The following is an 18,961-nucleotide window of genomic DNA, read 5'->3' as shown; positions in this document are numbered from 1 at the left end:
TAGAACGTTCAACAATAGAACAAATATCAAGTCCTAGCTAAAAAATAAAACGCAACACTCAGCATTGACCGATAAGAGAGCCAAAAGGTTAAAATCAATAATCTAAACACAGCACCCAAAAGAGGTTAAACCTTCATACTATTCGCATGCATGTTACATTATCCATATTGAGTTTATATTTTACAATCACCCTTCAAGTTTTTCTAAAAAATCTTACATCGTTTTAGTTCATCAACTTTAATACTAAAGCCTAAATCATAAAAATTAATCTATATAAAAACGGTTTACTTTCAAAATCCTGTTTGAGCTAATTTGATGGCCTTGAGGTAAAATCAGCTAAGCAAGTATATTAAATTCGCCGGGCTTAATTCTATATTATTGATAACATTAGATATGCTTTAAATAAACAAACGTTCCATCATAGTGGAAAGCCCATACAACTTTAGTTTTTAAACTCAACTAAACAACAACTCACTTGAAAAAACATTCGCCAAATTTACAACCAAAGGTGTCTCTACAAAGTTGCTGTGCGATTTCGCCGCTGGCGGAACGAACAACAAGTCTTGGAGGATCAAGTTGATCGGTCATGAAACGGTGCTGACGGTTTTCTGTCCATCAACCTACTTAACAACTTGGCGATTTAGTGAATCAACATCATATGCAACCTGTTTACTAAGCGCTGCATGAATCTATGCAATTGAATAAATTGAAATTTTCTGATGGGACTTAATTTATCAACAAAGTTTAGTGAGTACTGTTTAGACAGTCTCAACTGGGTCCATACAAACAATGACGCATTTTAAAATCAGCAATGACAAAGATGGACCCGCAAAAATAAAGCATATTGTGGTCAATTTGGCAGGTTTGAATCAGATAATTTTTCGGCTTTATGTTCTTCTTCAGTGCAATCTAATTTCCAGTAGCTGCTGACGTACATTTGCTCTTTTTCAAGCCCTTTTTCCTTTTTAAACCAACGGCGAAGGGTCTTCATCATGTCGAATTCACATGCACACCACACATATACACCACCTTGCTGCCAGTCAATGTCTTTAACGGCATCGAACAACGAACTATTTTTACCTGGTGTGGTATTAACCTGCCAGATAACCTCAATGCCACTGGGCTTATTTAAATCTTGAATATCTTCTGGGCTTGTCACTTCAATAACCGCATACCCATGAGCACACTCAGGTAAGTCCTCTAAATAACAGCTGATGGCTGGCAGAGCGGTCATATCTCCTACCAATAAAAACCAGTCAGCACTGTGATCAACACCTATTGTTTTACCGGGCCCGCCAACAATAATCTCATCACCAAACTGAGCCGCCTTAGCCCAGTCAGAGGCAGGTGCAATTGCGCCTTCTTTTTCATGCAGTGCAAAGTCTATCGTCAATTGCTGAGCCTGCTTATCAAATGCGCGTACTGTATAAGTTCGCATCATGATGTTGTTATTTGCCAATTGCGCAAAGGCTTCATCTTCGCGTAACACTCTGCCTTGTTTAGTAAAAAGTAATTTTACATATCCAGCTTCAAACCCCTCTGGAAAACTGGCTAAATCCGCTCCTGTTACAACAATGCGCTTCATATTTGGTGTTAAATATTCGCTTTTTAAGACCTGTGTTTTTCGATAATTACCTACAGCCATACCTAAACTCTTTTGTTCTTTGTTATTAATACGATTGGCAGTTTGAAATATTTAATCAAAGTAGTGATAAAGTCGCTCAAGGCACCAGGCACGGCTGGCAAATACGTATGAATTATGTTGTTGGGTGAAGAGGATGATAAAAAGCGGTTAGGCCTTAAAAGCATACTTAGCCAAGTTACTTGCTCAAAAGCATGCTTTGGAATAACGTTATCTGACATAACCGTCTGATAAAGGCGATTTTATACCGCACTTAAAGCATCAATTAACGCTTCATTTCTGTATCTAAAGTTGTCGTACACATCAGCCGAATTGGCGGCTTAGCACCACCAGCAACCAAGTCGGCTAGCTTAAGGTTTAAGTGCGTATCTTCACTTAGCTGTTTGAGGTTTTTTTTCTTCAAGTTCATTTTGCATTTCTCCTTTATTTCATAAAAACCATCCTCAAACTAAACGTTCTCAAAAAGATCATCAAGTACATAGCTTAAAATTATGATTTTTTATTCCCAGTAAAACAGTTAGATAAAAATATTTATAAAAACCTAGATTGACAAAGTAGATTATAAGCATAGAATAACCACATTCGAATGTCATTCGAATAAAAATCAAAACTGCTAATCTAGAGGTACTTGTATGGCACCAGCGCCAAAATATGACCAACAAACTCAGCAAAAGATGATCCTTTCAGCCGCCGAGCAATGTATCAACGAATCATCAATTACTGACTTCACCATGGCAAAAATTGCGCGTATTGCCGGACTTTCGATGGGGTCTGTCTATAAATTCGTACAAAGTAAAGAAGATATCGTATTGGCCCTTGCCAACGAGTCTTTTATTCACCTCTCCAATGTATTTAACCAAGTGCTGACCCTTGAACTCACTGCGCCTGAAAAAATCATCGCTATTAGCCTAATCTCACCTGAAAAACTTCAACTATTCGAGTTTGATTACGCATTACAAACCTATGCCACCAATGAAGCTGTTATTAAAAAAGGGTCTAATTACTGGACCAGTAAAATCATTGAAGCGCAGTCTAGATGCGAATCATCTTTTAAAGTAGCACTCGCCGAAGGTATTAATGCAGGCGAGCTCGAAGCTGTGCCAAACTTGGCTGAGGTTATAGAAGAGATCATTATCAGTGGCTGGGCGCTTACTGTCGGCTACGAGCAAGTGCAGCGTGTACAACAAACAAAACAAATCATAGAAGGAACTGATTCATTGCTTGCACCATTACCACTTAACCACCCAATTATCAGAAGTTCAGTGCGTCTACTTAATAGTTACCCATGGAAGCAACCGCTGAATAACGCGTCGCTCAAAAAAATCGAGCAACAACTCATTGCGCTTAACCTGCGCTAATCACACATCGGAGTTATTATGAATATTAAACGTTGGCTCGCAGCTATTTTTATTGTCCTTGTTGTGATAGCCAGTCTAGGTTTTATTAAATTTAGCCAAATACAGGCAATGATTGCGTTCGGTGAATCTTTCCCTGAACCATCAGCCTCTGTCAAAAGTACGTATGCCCAAGCTGTTGAACATACTACATATATCAATGTGGTCGGTCAGTTACAGGCTCGCCAAAATATGACCATTAGTAATGAGTACTCTGGACAGATCACCTATGTGGGGTTTAATCCCGGTGACACAGTTACCTCCGACCAAATCCTACTTAAGCTCGATACCAGTATCGATGAAGCCAATCTAAAAGCGGCAAAAGCACGTGTTAAACTGGCTAAATCGACCTATGCTCGTGTGGTCAAATTACTTCAACAAAAAAGAATTAGCCCTGATGAGGTTGATAAGGCAGAAGCAGACGTCAGCATTGGTGAAGCAGAAGTACAAAACCTACAAGCCCTGATCGCTAAAAAAACCATTCGTGCACCCTTCGCTGGACAGACGGGGTTCGATCAATATCAAATTGGCCAATTTTTAGATGTGAATAGCCAAATTACCACCATGGTAGGCAACGATAACGCTATTTGGGTCGATTTTCATGTGCCACAAACCTTGTCTCAGCCAAGTATTGGCAGTGAAGTCAGCATCTCATTTTCAAATAACAGCCAAAATGTTCAAAGCGACTATAAAGCACAGATCATCGCAAAGAAGCCAAGTATCGATTTGAACTCACGCCAGCAAAGCTATCGTGCATTGCTCTCCAATAAAGACAAGTTATTTAATCACAACCAAATGGCCATGGTGAAAATTCCTTCAACAACCGTGAACGCCGTGATGGTCCCCACCAATGCAATTACACGTAGTCACTTTGGTGAGTTTGTATACAAGTTAGAAAAAGACGATGAGCAAAACTGGCGTGCAACTCCCATTAAAGTGACGTTAGGTGACAAAGTTCAAGACAATCAAATTGTCTTATCAGGGCTCACTGGCGGTGAATTTATTGCCAGCGAAGGGGCATTTAAACTCAGAGAAAACTTATTGGTTTTTACCGAGCAAACGGCGTCAACGCAAAGTGAAAACGGAGTGCAGTAATGAGCTCATTACACGAAAACAAACCGTCAATCATGGATATTTTTGTCAACCGTCCGGTGTTGGCAATTGTGCTGTCCTTATTGATTATTTTAGCGGGTGTGAATGCCGCTCGGCAGATCTCCGTTCAGCAATATCCAAAAATTGAAAGTGCCTCGCTCGTCATCAATACCGTCTACACAGGTGCAGCGGCCGATGTTGTCAAAGGCTATGTTACCGAGCCTATAGAACGTGTGGCATCGACGGTACCTGGCGTCGACTATGTTGACTCAGTCACCACATCAGGGCTGAGCAAAGTAACCGCTTGGCTTGATTTGAATCACAGTACAACCGATGCCCTTGCAGAGCTGACTACACGACTTAACCAAATTAAGTTTGAGCTGCCAACTGGCGCGGAAGACCCAGCCATTCAAATCGTACGAGCTGATAGCCCCTACGCGGTATTTTATCTCGACGTTGAATCGCAAGGCTTACCAAGAAACGAAGTCAGTGATTATCTGGTCAGAAATGTCGTGCCGTCTATGTCAGATATTCCTGGGGTACAAAAAGTCACTCTAGAGGGCGGTAGAAACCCAGCAATGCGTGTTTGGCTAGACACAGATAAACTGGCCATTTATAACCTCAGCGCCAGTGATGTGTTTGCTGCACTGCAAGCAAACAATACCATTGCGACTATTGGTTACACCGAAAATAATCGTCAACGCATCGACTTAATGGCCAACACCAGTCTAAAAAGCGTTGCTGACTTTGAGCAGCTGGTTGTAAAAGAGACAGACACTGCACAGTTAAAACTGGGCGACATTGCCGATATTGAAATTGGCGAAGCCCCCGGTATGGTGACCGCCCGTTTAGATTATCACGATACGGTATTCTTAGCAGTTTGGGCGCTACCTGGTGCCAATGAGATAAATATCGGTGATGCGCTCTATGCAAAGTTGGCCGAAATCAACCAGATTTTACCTGATGGCATGAAAATCTCGATTGGCTACGACGGTACACTCTACATGCGTGATTCAATCAAGGAGATCTTTACCACCCTTGCTGAGACTGTACTGCTGGTCGGTATCGTTGTCGTTGCCATGATGGGCTCATTCAGAACCGCCATGGTGCCACTTATCACCATTCCAATCTCTATTTTAGGTGCGATTGCCGTGATCTCAGTCATGGGATTCTCGTTAAATCTACTCACGATTTTGGCCATCGTGCTCTCGGTTGGTTTGGTCGTCGATGATGCCATCGTGGTCGTTGAAAATGTTGCCCGCCACATGCGAGAAGGCAAGCCCAGATTGCAAGCGGCGCTGATCAGCTCAAGACAGCTCCTTGTGCCCGTCATTGCGATGACCTTAACCCTTGCAGCCGTGTATGCACCGATTGGCTTTTTAACGGGCTTAACGGGCTTCTTGTTCCGTGAATTTGCCTTTACTTTGGCCATTGCAGTCTTAATTTCAGGACTGGTCGCCGTAACCCTCTCGCCCATCATGAGTGCCTATGTTAGCCCAGAAGGCGGCAAAGAAGGCAAGTTGACTCAAGCTGTGAATGGCTATTTTGATAGACTCCAAGCATTCTATTTCAAGAGCTTAGACACCTTGTTCCAGTGGCGCACACAAATATTTTTTGTCGCCATCGTGTTCTCACTCCTGTCAGTGCCGTTTTACTTGTTATCGCAAAAAGAACTTGCGCCGATTGAAGATCAGAGCAGTGTGCAAGTGGTGATAGAAGCGCCGCCTGAGTCTTCACAGGTCTACACCGCAGAGAAAATGAATGAAACAGCACGCGTGATGAACGCAACAGAAGGCGGTCAATTTACTTGGCAAATTGTCACAGCAGCTGCGGGTTTTGGTGGCGTAGAACTTGCCCCATATGAAGAACGCGAAAACTCAGTACATGACTTATTGTTTGATTTGTACGGTCGTCTAGGAAGTGTCACAGGGTTAAGCTTATTCCCTATCCTGCCGGCTTCTTTGCCAACCGCAGGCCAGTTTGATGTCGAAGTGGTGCTGAGATCCAGTGATGATGCACAAACGATGAAGCAATACGCAGACCAAATCATTGCTAAGGCCAACGCCAGCGGCCAATTTATGTTTGTGAATACCGACCTTAAAATTGACTTGCCACAGGCAGAGCTAGAAATAGACCGCTTACTGGTTGCTGATCTAGGTCTGGATCTCGCGGATGTAAATAACCAGCTGAGTGTATTGATGTCCAACAACTTTGTGAACTACTTCAACAAAGAGGGTAAAGCTTACCGCGTGATCCCAATTGTGGATGATGATGAGCGTTACAATCCTGAAAATATTCTGGATATGCAAGTTAGAAATGACCAAGGCACGCTCATTCCAGTCTCTGCCTTTGCCACTTTGCGTACCTTCACCAGTCCGCGTGTTTTGGGTTCATTTAACCAACAAGACTCGTTCAGGATCTTAGCGGGCGTGCTGCCACACATCACCAAGGAGCAAGGGCTAAGCAGTATTGAAGACATTGCCAAAGAAATCTTGCCTGCACATTACTCAATTGATTATGCGGGCGAGTCAAGGCAGCTTCGTAAAGAGGGTAATACCATGGTTGGGGTACTCTTGGTCGCTATGATTGTGGTGTATTTCTTATTAGCGATTCAGTTTAATAGCTTTAGAGATCCTCTTGTTGTGCTACTTGGGTGCGCGCCTTTGGCATTATCTGGCGCACTGATGTTACCGTTTTTATCACTTACCACGGTGAATATTTACAGCCAAATCGGCCTTATTACCTTGATTGGCCTTATCGCCAAAAATGGGATTTTAATTGTGGAATTTGCCAACCATTTACAACTTGAAGGTAAAAATAAATTTGAGGCTGTCAAAGGTGCTGCGGCAACCCGCCTTCGTCCTATCTTAATGACAACGGGCGCAACCGTGCTGGGTCACTTCCCGCTAGTCCTTGTTACAGGCGCTGGTGCAGAAGCAAGAAACAGCATTGGTATTATTCTGGTTGCAGGTATGCTGATCGGGACGTTCTTCACGCTGATTGTCTTGCCGCTGCTTTATGAAAAGCTGGCTTCTGACCACCGAGGAGAAGTTGAGTCTGAAAAAGCACTAAACGAAACACAGTTTGCCACTGAAATTTAAAGCAAACAGGTGCTCATCGCTGAGCACCTAAACCTATCCACGCAGCCTAACAGCTCTCCCAAACTTCCTCGGTAACAATAAATAACAATGATCGTTCCTATTTTGGTCCATACTTCGTCGCGTAAAATTAATATGAAAGGATTTACTATGCGCTATTTAGGCTCAGCGGGATTATTTGTTTTGGTGACAACTTTATTTGGCTGCGGCTCAGACTCAAGTGGGCCGACAACTCCTCAACCACCAAGCGAGTCCCAAACCGAAAAAATCGTTACAGGTGTAGAACTGCATTTATTTAATCGCGAACTAAACTCCACACTTTCAAAAGAAGACATTAATCGCGGCGACTCTTATCAAGAAAATACACCGATTAAATACAATCACTTAATTTTTGGATTAGATACCGCCACAGACATAGTTACGCTCAAGGCATCTCTATTTAATTTAATGCCGCTCTCACTCATCAGTAAAGCCTATGCGCTGTCACCAGTACCTGAGACAACCAAAGAAAACATCCAGTCCATCGTGATCACTTCCCCTTATGATTTTAATGAAACAGCCCCAGCAGGCAGCAACTTAAACCCATTCTTTTCCGTGTCTTTTGCCAGCTTTCCAAATCAATACTATGTCTACAAAGACGATAAACGTATCTACACAGCAGTAAATGAGTACATTGAAACAGCCGATGGCGAGCCTTTAAAATCACTTGGCTTTAGTACAGACTTAATTTTAAACACGGCACCAGATGCAGGCTATCCGATGAGTTTTTACATTGAAATGACACTCGACGATGGCCGAGTATTTTCGCTTGAAAGTCCTGAGATTCAGTTTTTAAAAAGCGGTGAAGAATAAACCCCCTGTCAACTTTGGGCGCAACCGCAAGATGCTTTAGGTTAATGTCCTCAGTCAGATACACTCATTAAGACGAACTCATCATTCAGACATGAAAAAGGGGCCTAAGCCCCTTTGACTACAGTGACAAAAAAATCAGAAATGGCCTCTAAAACCAAACGCAAAACTTCTGCCCGGCATAGGTGCTTTATCCTTTAATGAACCCGTTTAATCGAGCCGGACACTTTAATAATGGACCATGTTCCAATACTAAGGTGCTAAATTAAAAAACATAAAAATAAATCTTACACAACCGAATTTAAGCAATTAATTTATGTCTGTTCCAAAGCAAAGAATGTATGTCTGCCCCAAACTTGTTCTTTTGCAGCCACGTTTTGTTGGTTAGCTAAGTGACTCAAAAACTGTTCTACCGCCTCGTCACCAAGTGTTTTTGGGTGCAATAAATTATGAAATCGAATAGAGGCAGTTATCCAATAGAGATTACATGAAATAGTACTTTTGGCATATCTCTGTGTATACATACGGGCCTGAATTATGGACAAGGGCGACTTTATAACCTGTTCTATTTTGATTTGTTAGTATGTGTATAAATACAGTTGTTTGGTATTTGTCACCTATCACTGTTATACGACAAGTGACGTACTTTAACCCTTTCTAACTTGATGACATCTGCTTAACTTATTGTTATGGTTGGGGGTATTAAAGTGCGTATTTGAAAAGCTGTTGTTATGCGGCAGGCATTACGCTGTTGTTATGCGACATTTGTCGTAGATAAAAATGTTATGTTTACAGAAGAATAAGAGTATATGAAAAATATATTTATTTTAATTTTAACCGTACTTGTTTTAACGGGTTGTGCTTCAACAAATATCAAAGGTAATTATTCTTTAAACTCTCAGTCAGGAAAGGGAGTGCTAATTTCTTCAATTAGTGTACAAGGTAGCTACTCTGGATATTCAGTTTACTTTCAAGGTATTGATAATGAGAACAAAGGATACATTGAATTTGGTGCAGGTACAGCTTTATTGCCCATTTTTCCTGAGGGCGATTTTTCACATTTAGATCGTAAAGGGGAAGTATTTGCTGTCGAATTACCTGCTGGAAAGTATAAAGTATGGCGTTGGGGAGTTGCGAGTGGTTATGCCTTTATTAAGCCAGCGTTGCCCATGTCAATTGAATTCGAAATCATAGCTGGTAAGGCTACCTATATTGGAAATTTCGACTTTATCCAAACAGATAGTTTTGGCTTGACTGTTACTGGAGTTAAGGTCAATTATTCAGACCAGTTTAAAATCGATACGGGAATTATAATTAATAAATACCCCAACATCGAATTTTCGCAAATAGGGAAAAGCATCGTTGACAATGCTAAATATATAGCCATAGGTGGTAACTCTAATACAAATTGGGATATACCTATTGTGGTAATGTAAACATAACAAGGCAAATTAAAAAATGCGGACAAAAAACAGTTGGCTTTGTTCGTGCCTCACAAATTATAGCCAACTATTTTTAGCCGTTTATTTGCGGCGTTATGCATAATGGAGAACTATGAGCATTTACGAATATGAAACAAAATTATTCGACAGTTGGATCGGCAAACGAGAAGGCTTTGTTGTAGATGGCGTCGTATCTGAAGAACACTATATCAGTTCTCCACTAAAGCTCTGTTTTGTGCTTAAAGAAGTCAATGACGAAGGTGGCGGTGGTTGGGACCTAAGGCAGTTTGTTCGAGACGGTGCGCGTTCACACACATGGAATAATATTTCGCGGTGGGTTAAGTGCATTTCAATATTTGATCAAGATGTAAGCTGGTCTGAACTGGCTGATATTACCGAAGAGGATCGGAAAGATACCTTGAAATCAATTTGTGCTATGAATCTCAAAAAATCACCGGGCGGGCATACAACTATAAAAGCAAGTTTCAACGAAGTTGTAACAGAGGATAAAGAGTATATACATAAGCAATACTCATTATATAGCCCTGATATAACGGTGTGCTGTGGCACAGGGTGGGAGTTTCGCTGGGCTTTAGACCTCGATAAAACGGAAGTATACGAAACAAGTAGGGGGGTTAAGTGGTTTTTAAATTCTGAAGGCAAGGCGGTAATCATGTTCGCCCACCCAGCGGCGAGAGTTCAAGATTCATTGCTGGTCTACGGTCTAGCAGATGCAGTGCGTGAAATTATGCATAACAAGGCGTTTAAGACGGATTCCCAACGCTTGGCATTTTCGGTTTGATTCAGCTTTAGTGTCTACGGCACAATGACTTAGGTGTGGTGCTCTGCGTTGCTCACCACTTAACGCGGCGTTAAGTGCCTATGAAGTTTTGTGTCACATTATTGATCGCTACAGTATGCTTATTTTGGACATGTATACATAAACCAGGTGGTTCATTAGATTACGAGTTGGTAATCAAACCATCTCTATTGTTAAGCATTGGCGGTGGTGAGGAAGGAAATTACAAACGAAGAATGGAGAGAGGTGAGTTTCCTAATTGGTTGACCAACAATAATTATAAAGTTATTGCTCATGGTAGTTTTGAGTCAAAGACTCAATATTGGGAGTACATTCGATGGGCTTTAATTTCATTTGTTTTTATAGGTTGGTTAGTAGTGTTACTGTCAGCTTTTCAAAGAGTGCTAAAGGCACTTAACAAGCAATTAAACAGGGATTAAAAACAGTGGGCTTTTCGCTTCGCTCAATTTTAGCCCACTTATTTTAACCCGTTAATCGAGCGTTAGTTATCAGTTAATCTTTGGAGTTTAAATGGACAAAAGATTTCAAATTTTCATTTCGTCAACGTTTGTAGATTTGATTGAAGAAAGACAGGCTGTTCTTAAATCGATATTAGAGATGGATCATATGCCAGCAGGTATGGAGTTGTTTCCGGCCGCTGATGATACTGCTTGGAATTTAATAAGAGATGTAATTGATGCTTCGGACTATTACGTTTTAATCATAGGTGGAAGATATGGTTCGCTCGATGAGGAAGGCTTGAGTTATACCGAAAAAGAGTATAGGTATGCTGTTGCAACTAAAAAAGCCGTCATCCCATTGTTGCATCAAAATCCAGATAACTTACCCCGTGATAAGACAGAAACTGATGAACTTGCGTGGAAGAAACTGAAATCTTTTAGAGAAGAAGTGGAAAATAAGCATACTTGTGTTTACTGGTCTAACGCTGATGAGCTTAAATCTAAGGTAATAATAGGTTTAACATCAACAGTTAAAAGATCGCCTGCTATTGGTTGGGTTAGAGCTGACAATGTGCCTTCAGAAGCAACTATTAAAGAAGTTCTTAGTTTAAAGCAAAAGATATCGGAACTTGAAAGTGAACTAGAAGATACACGCACAACCCCCCCACCAGGAACTGAAGACCTTATGCAAGGCGAAGATTCTTTTGATCTTGAATTTACATTTGAAGCTGTGCCACCTCACGGTGGGTGGGGAGATGAAATTCATTACGAGGCGACTATAAGCCCTAGTTGGAACGATATCTTTGCTGCTATAGCTCCAGTATTAATAAATGAAGCTACAGAAACTGTTTTACAAGACGAATTCAGAAAGTCTTTAATTAAGCTAGCGAGAGATGAATACGAAGATGATGAAGATCTAAAAGGGCATAGATTGAAATCTTTTTCGTTTAAACAGGACGATATTTATACTTGCATGATTCAGTTAAGAGCTTTAGGGCTACTAAAAGAAAGTGACAAGAAAAGAAGTATAAGGGATACAAAAACATACTGGACGTTAACACCTTATGGAGACCAACTTATGGTTCAATTAAGGGCTATCAGTCGTCACAAGAAAGCTTCCAGAAAGATAGGAAGTGAAATTGTTGAGAGTACTGAAAAAGATACCTAACAAGTGCCTAAACCCAAGGACGCAAATTGCTTGGCTGCGCTCCTTCGTCGCTAATTTTAGCCAAGCATTTTACGCCGGTTAGGCAAGCGTTAAATGCTTAGGGGATAAAATTGACACAGCATAGAAGTGATGCGATCAACAGAATCGTGTCAGAGCTTGAAGCTTATGAGATTAATTTGAATCATTATTATGACGTCCTTGAGCTTCAGAGCGTAATTGATAATGATCTAGTGGGAAAAATCGACACTCTGAAGTGTTTTTGTCAGACATTTGGTTGGAGTAATTTAGTTGGTTTTTTGGAAGTTCTATTGCCACTGCAAGGTGATGCAATTCAAGCTTTGGAGAGAGTTCAGGGCTTTGTAATACCGGAAATTAAACACCAACTTGAATCTGAAAATATTGATTCAGCTTCAAACCCAACAGATTGGTATTGGAGCTTAATTCATCCCCGAATTAAAGCTCTAGCAAAACCACGTTTTGATGCTGGCTTCAGAGGTGATGCTGTAGAAGCTGCATTCAAAGAAGTTAATGATGCAGTAAAACTTATCTTTGTCGCTGAAACGGGAAGAGAGTCAGATGGTGCGGGGCTAATGAATACTGCATTTTCTCCTCAAAACCCAATTATCAAACTAAGTGACTTGGAAACTGAGACTGACCGTAATATTCAGCAGGGTTACATGCAAATTATGGCTGGGGCAATGATAGGTATAAGAAACCCTAAAGCACATTCAAATTTAAACCCTGATGCAAATAAGGCTTTGCACCTAATATCGCTAGCAAGTTTGCTAATGTGCAAGGTCGATGAACGCATTTAAGATCAGATAACAAAATGGGACAGGCACAAATTATTTGTAGTTGCAAATCAGTGGTTGCTTTGGCGAATAAATTAGCAAGGACTATATGGGTAGTATTGGCTCAGAAAACAGAGTTTGATGTAAAAAACGCATGCGCTTAATTTAGCTGAATAAAGTAACGAAGTTAAAAATAACAAGACATAGCAATCGGTAAAAAGCAGTGATGAATTAAACGGTAATAGTCTTATTTGGAACCTCAGAGGGACAGCTGCCAGCAGGCATTGTGACTGCATAGGCAAATAAGACGTCATTTGGATCTCATGAGGGCGCTACCCAAAATAACCAAATGGGACAGGCACTAAATAACCAAATGGGACAGACACAAATTTTTTACGCATGCGTAGTGATTTCAGAACGAGAAAATATGTAGAAAAGAGTTCATCAGAAGGTAAATCAACTAAAGAGATCCAGCTTTGCTTGAAACGCTATATTGCAAGAGAGTTGTATTCAATTATTGTGTCTGATTTGTCAAAACTCACTTGACCTTGACATAAGAGCGTCAATGCTTGTATCGCAAGCTTCTTCCACTCAATGAAAGTTGAAGTGGTTCAATACGAACCAATTATGAACCGTGAAACCATGCGCCAGCACATATTTTAGTACATCAAGATTGATTACACCAAGAAGAGAAGGCATCGTGCCTTAGGCTATTTAAGCCCCGAAATATTTGAACAATTAAACGTAGCTTTATGTAGTGTCCAGTTTTACTGGATCAGATCACTATTCTTTTGTTTATAAAAACAAGAATAATAATCTAAGCTCAGTAAAAGCCTGCCTTGGATTTAAAATGTTCAACTATATTTTTAAGCACTTTGGTATTGCCTTAACTTTTTTGCTGATAATTTCTTCTCAGACTCTAAGCAAGCCATTTCATAACAATGGGTCTCCAAACTTTCAAGTTGTTGGTGACAAAGGGCAGTTACCTGTCATAACAGACATAATCCAAGACAAACAAGGCGTTATTTGGTTTACAACGCAAGAAGGTTTCTTTCGCTACGATGGCGCAGGGTTTAAGCATTTTTTAAACCAAAAAGATGACCCCAACAGCTTAGTCGCAAATTATGTATATCGACTTTGGGAAGCACAAAATGGTCATATCTGGATTGGTTCAAGAGCAAAAGGGTTATCTGTACTAGACCCTGTTACGGGTCAATTTTCTAATCAGTCACCTCTCATAGAGAGCGTTGACTCTAGTAATCAAATTTTTGATATAAAGGGTAACAAAAAAGGTCAGATCCTCATTGCTACGACAGCTGGTATTGTATGGCAAGACCCTAGCAAAAACTATAAAGCCTTATTTTCTGACATATCTGGGTGTCAGCACCCACAAAGCAAACCTCGTTTTTTTCTATGGCAAAACCCTACTACCTTTTGGCTTATTGGTACAAAACAACTCTGTAAAGTGAGTGTTGATGTTGGCACAAGAGAATTAAAAGGCACACAAATTAAAACCTTTGCAAATGGAGAGTTATCAACTGGCATGCTTGACGAAGAATTCATATGGTTAGCAGGTCGCTCTGGGGGAATACATAAACTCGACACCAGAGATAACTCTCTTATCTCAGTTTCTACGGAGAATGAGATGTCGCTCGATATCGATTCACTGTTAACTTTTGAATTGCTTAAATTTGATAATAAAACCATTTGGGCAGGCACTTATCTTAGCGGGATCCTCGTTATTGACAGAGATAATGCCAAAGTATTGAGAGTTATTCACCATCAAGAGGGTAACACATTTTCAATTGGCGGCAATAATGTAAGTGCTTTTTTACGAGATCACACGGGCTTATTGTGGGTAGGAACATGGGGAACTGGCATGTTTAAATATAACCCCATCAACGATGTTAGTCATATGATTACTAAAGTGCTTGTGCCCGGGAATACTTTTCGTTCTGCCGATATTTTTCGGGTAATGGAACGATCAAATGGCGAACTATGGTTTGCGCTTAACGACAAAGGAATAGACATATACTCCCCTAAAACCGGAAAATTATCGCCATTAATATCGCCAGAAGGATTATCAGATAAAAAAATTATGCGCATGAAAGAGCTAAGTAACGGCGATATTTGGCTCGCAGGTTTATCGGAGCTATTTTATTATCAGCAAGCAACTAACAGCTTGAAGACTTTCGTGTTTCCCACTTCAGATACAATTCGCTCAATGCTAGTGGACGAATCAGATACTATTTGGCTCGGGATGGAAGATTCGCTTTGGCGGTTTAGTAAAGAACGAGAAAGTTTTGTTCAACTTAAAACCGTTTCAAACGAGACCGAAGAGTTTAGATACTTCGTTGAAAGCATGGTAATAGATAAGCAAAACCGGTTGTGGATAGGTGCAAGTAGCGGCGTTTACTTACTAGAGCGAGGTAGTGATGAATTAATCGCGCTTAGTAAAAAGCACTCAGAACTATCAGGTATCATCGCATCGATCATCAAAGACTCTCAAGACCGTATTTGGGTTGCAAACTTTTCAACAACAAGTTTATTAACAGTTCAAGGAAAAGCGACCGATTTGCTTATTACAGACGTAACTAAGCGATTATTCAATGAGCAAGCTTATTTAAAAAATGGTTTTAAAATAGACGGTGTGCTTCTTGAAGACCTAAAGGGTCGAATTTGGGCTAGTGGTCTAGTTATTGAAGAAGATATTAACAAAGCCCATAAGCTGAATATGGGAGACTTTATTATTTGGATTGGCAGCCAGATAATAAACCAAGAGGGCGTGATCATCGCCACGGGTCCAAATGGAATGCTTACCTTAAATACTAACCTATGGCAGCCGTGGAAATATGAACCAAAAACCATAATCTCAGGGGTGAGCATAAACGGACATAAGATACACGAGTTGACAGCATCATTAGAACTCCCTCCTAATACTAAAAGTCTCAGAGTTGACTATGCAGCCACTGATTATTTAACACCAGAAAAAATCCAGTATGCGTATCAGTTATCTGGCTATGATGAGCAATGGCAATTAACAAACGAGCACCATATTACCTACACCAACCTCTCTCCTGGCTCTTATGTATTAAAACTGAAAAGCACTAACAGTGAAGGAGTTTGGTCTCAGCATGTTACATCTCTTCCCATACAGCAGCTACCCGCTTGGTATCAGACATACTGGTTTTATTTACTGTGCATCATACTCCTATTAATATTGATGTCAGTTGTATTAAAACTAAGAACTCAAAGTTTGGAGCAACAAAAAGTAAAGCTTCAGAGTTTAGTTGACGAACGAACTCAGCACTTAATTGAACTTGGCTCAATGGGACAAGAAATAACCTCATCTTTAGACTTAGATAGAGTGCTCGAAATTATTCACTCTAGAATATCAACATTATTAGACAGCCATGTATTTATGGTCGGTCTTGTAAATATAAAAGACAACACCCTAGATATGGTTGCTTGGTATGAGGGCGATGAACAAATCGAAAATGCGTATTTTGAACTTTCGGAATTAAACCGTCCAGGACCTTGGTGTATCGCTAATCGAAAAGAGATTATTGCACGCACACAGACGGAGCTTTCTGAATACTTAGGAAATATACTTGAACCTGTTGTTGGTATTAAATCTGAATCCGTTATCTATTTGCCTTTGGTGATCAATGATAACGTGGTTGGTTGTTTGAGTGTGCAAAGTCCCCAAAAGCACGCCTACCCAGAAAATACCATCAATATGCTCAGAACGATTAGCACCTATGCAGCCATCGCTATTGAAAACGCGAAATCTCATACATTCTTAATCAATGCACAAGAAAGGCTTATCGAATCAGGCAAGCAGGCCTCATTAAGCTACCTAGTATCTGGTGTAGCCCATGAAATTAACACACCTGTCGGTATAGCTCTCACTACAGTTAGCGGCTTAGGCAGCCATGCACAAGACCTTAAAAATAAATTAGAAAATAATCAAATTCGTAAGTCGGATATTGAGTCTTTTGTGACGTTTAGCATAGAAGCAGATAAACTCATGCAAAGCTCCTTAAATCGGTGTTCCAAGCTGGTTCAAGACTTTAAGAAAATCTCTGCCGACCAGTTTGATTCAGGTAAACGTGAAGTTGAATTAAAAACTTATTTAGAAGATATCCTGAGTACTTTTTCAAGCGTTATTGCTGAACATAAAATTAGTTATCACATTGAGGGGGATAACCCTTATCTACTCATTGACCCAGGTATTATTAGTCAAATTATGAGTAACTTAATCCAAAATGCGATCACCCATGCATTTGATGCCGAATTTGACAAGCAAAACAACGAAATTCAAAAGCGTATCTCAATATCTGTCAAAGCTTGCGATAGAACCGTTGAAATTAAGTTTTCTGACAATGGTAAAGGCATGGATGACGAAACTAAGTCACAAATTTTCATCCCCTTTTACACCACAAAAAGAGGAACCGAAAGAATTGGCTTAGGCTTAAATATTATTTATAACCTTACCACATCGGGCCTTGATGGCACTTTAGATGTAAGCTCTAAAAAGTTTGAAGGCAGTCAATTCACACTAACGTTTAGTTGGCAAAAAAGTGAGGCTTTTTTACCAACTAAAAGATCAAACAAGTAGGGTTGTAGTGGTACATTGAATTTGGCCACCTGATTAAAGGTGATAGAATCACCATAACTAAATTAGGTGCAATCATGGCAAAACAAACACGACCAAAATACTCACCTGAGTTCCGCTTAGAAGTCGCCCAACAAGTAGTTGATGAGCAACGCTCAATTCGAGATGTTGCTGAGGCGATGGGACTTGGAAAATCTACCGTTGATAAATGGGCGAGACAGCTTCGCCAAGAGCGCCAAGGTAACTTATCTAGTGCGACTCCATTAACGCCTGACCAGCTTAAAATTCGTGAATTAGAACGCAAATTAGGAATCAAATGGGACAGGAATCAAATGGGACAGGCACAAATTATTTGCATAAATCGAGCTGTTTAACTACTGTTTAAATATCCAGTTTAAAGTTGAGTTAAATAGGAATGACAAGAGCAAGGAAAGCACTGATAGATCTATCGTCGACGTCTTATTACCACTTGATAGCACGGTGTGTACGCCGTGCTTTTTTGTGTGGAGAAGATAAGTACACTGGCAAAAACTTTGACCATAGACGGACATGGTTAGTCGAGAGAGTAAAACTGCTAAGTCGTGTATTTGCCATTGAAATAGCAGCATATGCCATTATGAGTAATCACTATCATTTGGTGGTCAAAGTGAATAGGCAGCAAGCACTTAGTTGGTCAGATAATGAGGTAATATCTAGATGGTATAAGTTGTACAAGGGAAGCCCTATCATTGATAAGCTACTAAACGGTGATACTCTTAGTGATACAGAGCAACTGTTTGTATCTGAGTTAGTTGAAAAGTGGCGATCTAGGCTGTTTGACATTAGTTGGTTCATGAAAAACCTGAATGAGTTCATCGCAAAAGAAGCAAATAAAGAAGATAGCTGCACGGGTAAATATTGGGAAGGGCGATATAAATCACAAGCCTTGTTAGATGAAACAGCATTGCTCAGTTGTATGGCTTATGTAGATCTAAACCCAATTCGAGCCGACATGGCAAATAATCTGGAGGATAGTGATTTCACATCGATTCAAAAGCGCATCCAGCACTTTAAAAACACCAATTCAAACGCAAAGAAATCAAATCTAAATGAAGCCAAAAGCCAAGCAAAACAACCTAAATCACTAAAACCGTTTGGTGCGAGGGAGCATGCAAACACAATACCTTTCTCATTAATTGACTACCTTGAGCTAATTGACTGGACGGGCCGGCATGTTCACCCCAAAAAGAGAGGATACATACCAAAAAGCATGCCCAAGATTCTAGTTTCACTGAAAGTTGAAGAAGTGACATGGCTGGATAGGATACAAAGTTTTGGAAGTCACTACGGTAACTTTGCAGGTTCGCAAACTGTGTTAAGAGCGCATGCCGCTAAAAATGATGTGAATTGGTATAAAGGAGTTGGTTAGCAAGAAGTAGGTTTAGCCTTGCTTACCCAGCTAGACTCTTCTTGTTTAATCAAATGAATATATTCCTAATTTATATTTATTTCTATCAGAAGGTGAGGGGTTACCACGCTGCTCAAAAACCCTTGGCTTGTAAATACATCTCTATAATTCAATTCTAACTTTAAAAAAAGTGCCTGTCCTAACTTTGCATTACATTAAA

At 40.3% G+C, this 18,961-nt stretch carries 14 protein-coding genes and 1 pseudogene; 12 read left to right on the top strand and 3 right to left on the bottom strand.

Annotated features, from left to right (window positions below; translation table 11 throughout):
• Window positions 1-850: 850 nt before the first annotated feature.
• Together S4054249_RS25070 and S4054249_RS26770 are read right to left on the bottom strand one after the other, a co-directional pair.
• Window positions 851-1,645, bottom strand: a complete 795-nt coding sequence (locus S4054249_RS25070) for a siderophore-interacting protein (protein WP_046357336.1) — start codon at window positions 1,643-1,645, stop codon at window positions 851-853.
• 262 nt (window positions 1,646-1,907) lie between these two features.
• Window positions 1,908-2,051, bottom strand: coding sequence for a hypothetical protein (locus tag S4054249_RS26770; RefSeq protein ID WP_155401402.1), 144 nt, complete (start codon window positions 2,049-2,051; stop codon window positions 1,908-1,910).
• A 223-nt stretch (window positions 2,052-2,274) separates the two neighbouring features.
• Here S4054249_RS26770 and S4054249_RS25065 point away from each other — a divergent pair, with 223 nt between their 5' ends.
• From S4054249_RS25065 to S4054249_RS25050, 4 genes are all read left to right on the top strand, one after another.
• Complete coding sequence (locus tag S4054249_RS25065; protein ID WP_046357335.1) at window positions 2,275-3,000, top strand: TetR/AcrR family transcriptional regulator; 726 nt, start codon at window positions 2,275-2,277, stop codon at window positions 2,998-3,000.
• A gap of 18 nt (window positions 3,001-3,018) precedes the next feature.
• Window positions 3,019-4,131 carry an efflux RND transporter periplasmic adaptor subunit gene (locus S4054249_RS25060; RefSeq protein ID WP_046357334.1) on the top strand — a complete coding sequence of 371 codons (1,113 nt, stop codon included), beginning with the start codon at window positions 3,019-3,021 and terminating at the stop codon, window positions 4,129-4,131.
• A complete protein-coding gene (locus tag S4054249_RS25055; RefSeq protein WP_046357333.1) occupies window positions 4,131-7,229 on the top strand; it encodes an efflux RND transporter permease subunit in 3,099 nt (1,032 codons plus the stop codon). The genes S4054249_RS25060 and S4054249_RS25055 overlap by 1 nt, the downstream gene beginning before the upstream one ends.
• Window positions 7,230-7,376: 147 nt before the next feature.
• The gene (locus S4054249_RS25050) at window positions 7,377-8,078 is read left to right on the top strand and encodes a hypothetical protein (RefSeq protein ID WP_046357332.1); all 702 of its coding nucleotides are present in this window, start codon (window positions 7,377-7,379) and stop codon (window positions 8,076-8,078) included.
• Between the two features lie 311 nt (window positions 8,079-8,389).
• On the opposite strand, the gene S4054249_RS26255 is transcribed toward S4054249_RS25050, so the two are convergent.
• Window positions 8,390-8,599 carry a phage integrase N-terminal SAM-like domain-containing protein gene (locus S4054249_RS26255; protein ID WP_230851950.1) on the bottom strand — a complete coding sequence of 70 codons (210 nt, stop codon included), beginning with the start codon at window positions 8,597-8,599 and terminating at the stop codon, window positions 8,390-8,392.
• A gap of 285 nt (window positions 8,600-8,884) precedes the next feature.
• Between S4054249_RS26255 and S4054249_RS25045 the strand changes: the two genes are divergently transcribed.
• The 8 genes and pseudogenes from S4054249_RS25045 (at window position 8,885) to S4054249_RS25010 (ending at window position 18,762) form a co-directional block, all read left to right on the top strand.
• A complete protein-coding gene (locus S4054249_RS25045) occupies window positions 8,885-9,511 on the top strand; it encodes a hypothetical protein (RefSeq protein ID WP_046358665.1) in 627 nt (208 codons plus the stop codon).
• Window positions 9,512-9,629: 118 nt separating this feature from the next.
• Window positions 9,630-10,319, top strand: a complete 690-nt coding sequence (locus S4054249_RS25040) for a hypothetical protein (protein ID WP_046358473.1) — start codon at window positions 9,630-9,632, stop codon at window positions 10,317-10,319.
• A 528-nt stretch (window positions 10,320-10,847) separates the two neighbouring features.
• Entirely contained in the window at window positions 10,848-11,945 is a 1,098-nt protein-coding gene (locus tag S4054249_RS25030; protein ID WP_046358475.1) for a DUF4062 domain-containing protein, read from the top strand.
• A gap of 110 nt (window positions 11,946-12,055) precedes the next feature.
• On the top strand, window positions 12,056-12,760 hold the full coding sequence (locus S4054249_RS25025) for a TIGR02391 family protein (RefSeq protein ID WP_046358476.1): 705 nt from the start codon (window positions 12,056-12,058) through the stop codon (window positions 12,758-12,760).
• Window positions 12,761-13,300: 540 nt separating this feature from the next.
• Window positions 13,301-13,537 (top strand): annotated as a pseudogene (locus tag S4054249_RS26250) (IS3 family transposase); the annotation flags it as partial.
• Between the two features lie 49 nt (window positions 13,538-13,586).
• On the top strand, window positions 13,587-17,357 hold the full coding sequence (locus S4054249_RS25020; RefSeq protein WP_046358477.1) for a two-component regulator propeller domain-containing protein: 3,771 nt from the start codon (window positions 13,587-13,589) through the stop codon (window positions 17,355-17,357).
• Window positions 17,358-17,431: 74 nt separating this feature from the next.
• The gene (locus S4054249_RS25015) at window positions 17,432-17,728 is read left to right on the top strand and encodes a transposase (RefSeq protein ID WP_046358478.1); all 297 of its coding nucleotides are present in this window, start codon (window positions 17,432-17,434) and stop codon (window positions 17,726-17,728) included.
• Window positions 17,729-17,769: 41 nt separating this feature from the next.
• Complete coding sequence (locus S4054249_RS25010; protein ID WP_187301412.1) at window positions 17,770-18,762, top strand: transposase; 993 nt, start codon at window positions 17,770-17,772, stop codon at window positions 18,760-18,762.
• The last annotated feature ends 199 nt before the right edge of the window (window positions 18,763-18,961 follow it).

The sequence above is a fragment of the Pseudoalteromonas luteoviolacea genome, assembly GCF_001750165.1.
GTDB classification, from domain to species: Bacteria; Pseudomonadota; Gammaproteobacteria; order Enterobacterales; family Alteromonadaceae; genus Pseudoalteromonas; species Pseudoalteromonas luteoviolacea_G.
Note: the sequence above shows the minus strand (reverse complement) of the source record. Positions and strands in the feature narration are given on the sequence as shown.

Coding starts and splice junctions, on each gene's coding strand:
- S4054249_RS25040 (WP_046358473.1), top strand. CDS start 9,630: ATGAGCATTTACGAATATGAAACAAAATTATTCGACAGTTGGATCGGC.
- S4054249_RS25065 (WP_046357335.1), top strand. CDS start 2,275: ATGGCACCAGCGCCAAAATATGACCAACAAACTCAGCAAAAGATGATC.
- S4054249_RS25015 (WP_046358478.1), top strand. CDS start 17,432: ATGGCAAAACAAACACGACCAAAATACTCACCTGAGTTCCGCTTAGAA.
- S4054249_RS25020 (WP_046358477.1), top strand. CDS start 13,587: ATGTTCAACTATATTTTTAAGCACTTTGGTATTGCCTTAACTTTTTTG.
- S4054249_RS26255 (WP_230851950.1), bottom strand. CDS start 8,599: ATGTATACACAGAGATATGCCAAAAGTACTATTTCATGTAATCTCTAT.
- S4054249_RS25055 (WP_046357333.1), top strand. CDS start 4,131: ATGAGCTCATTACACGAAAACAAACCGTCAATCATGGATATTTTTGTC.
- S4054249_RS26770 (WP_155401402.1), bottom strand. CDS start 2,051: ATGAACTTGAAGAAAAAAAACCTCAAACAGCTAAGTGAAGATACGCAC.
- S4054249_RS25030 (WP_046358475.1), top strand. CDS start 10,848: ATGGACAAAAGATTTCAAATTTTCATTTCGTCAACGTTTGTAGATTTG.
- S4054249_RS25045 (WP_046358665.1), top strand. CDS start 8,885: ATGAAAAATATATTTATTTTAATTTTAACCGTACTTGTTTTAACGGGT.
- S4054249_RS25050 (WP_046357332.1), top strand. CDS start 7,377: ATGCGCTATTTAGGCTCAGCGGGATTATTTGTTTTGGTGACAACTTTA.
- S4054249_RS25010 (WP_187301412.1), top strand. CDS start 17,770: ATGACAAGAGCAAGGAAAGCACTGATAGATCTATCGTCGACGTCTTAT.
- S4054249_RS25070 (WP_046357336.1), bottom strand. CDS start 1,645: ATGGCTGTAGGTAATTATCGAAAAACACAGGTCTTAAAAAGCGAATAT.
- S4054249_RS25060 (WP_046357334.1), top strand. CDS start 3,019: ATGAATATTAAACGTTGGCTCGCAGCTATTTTTATTGTCCTTGTTGTG.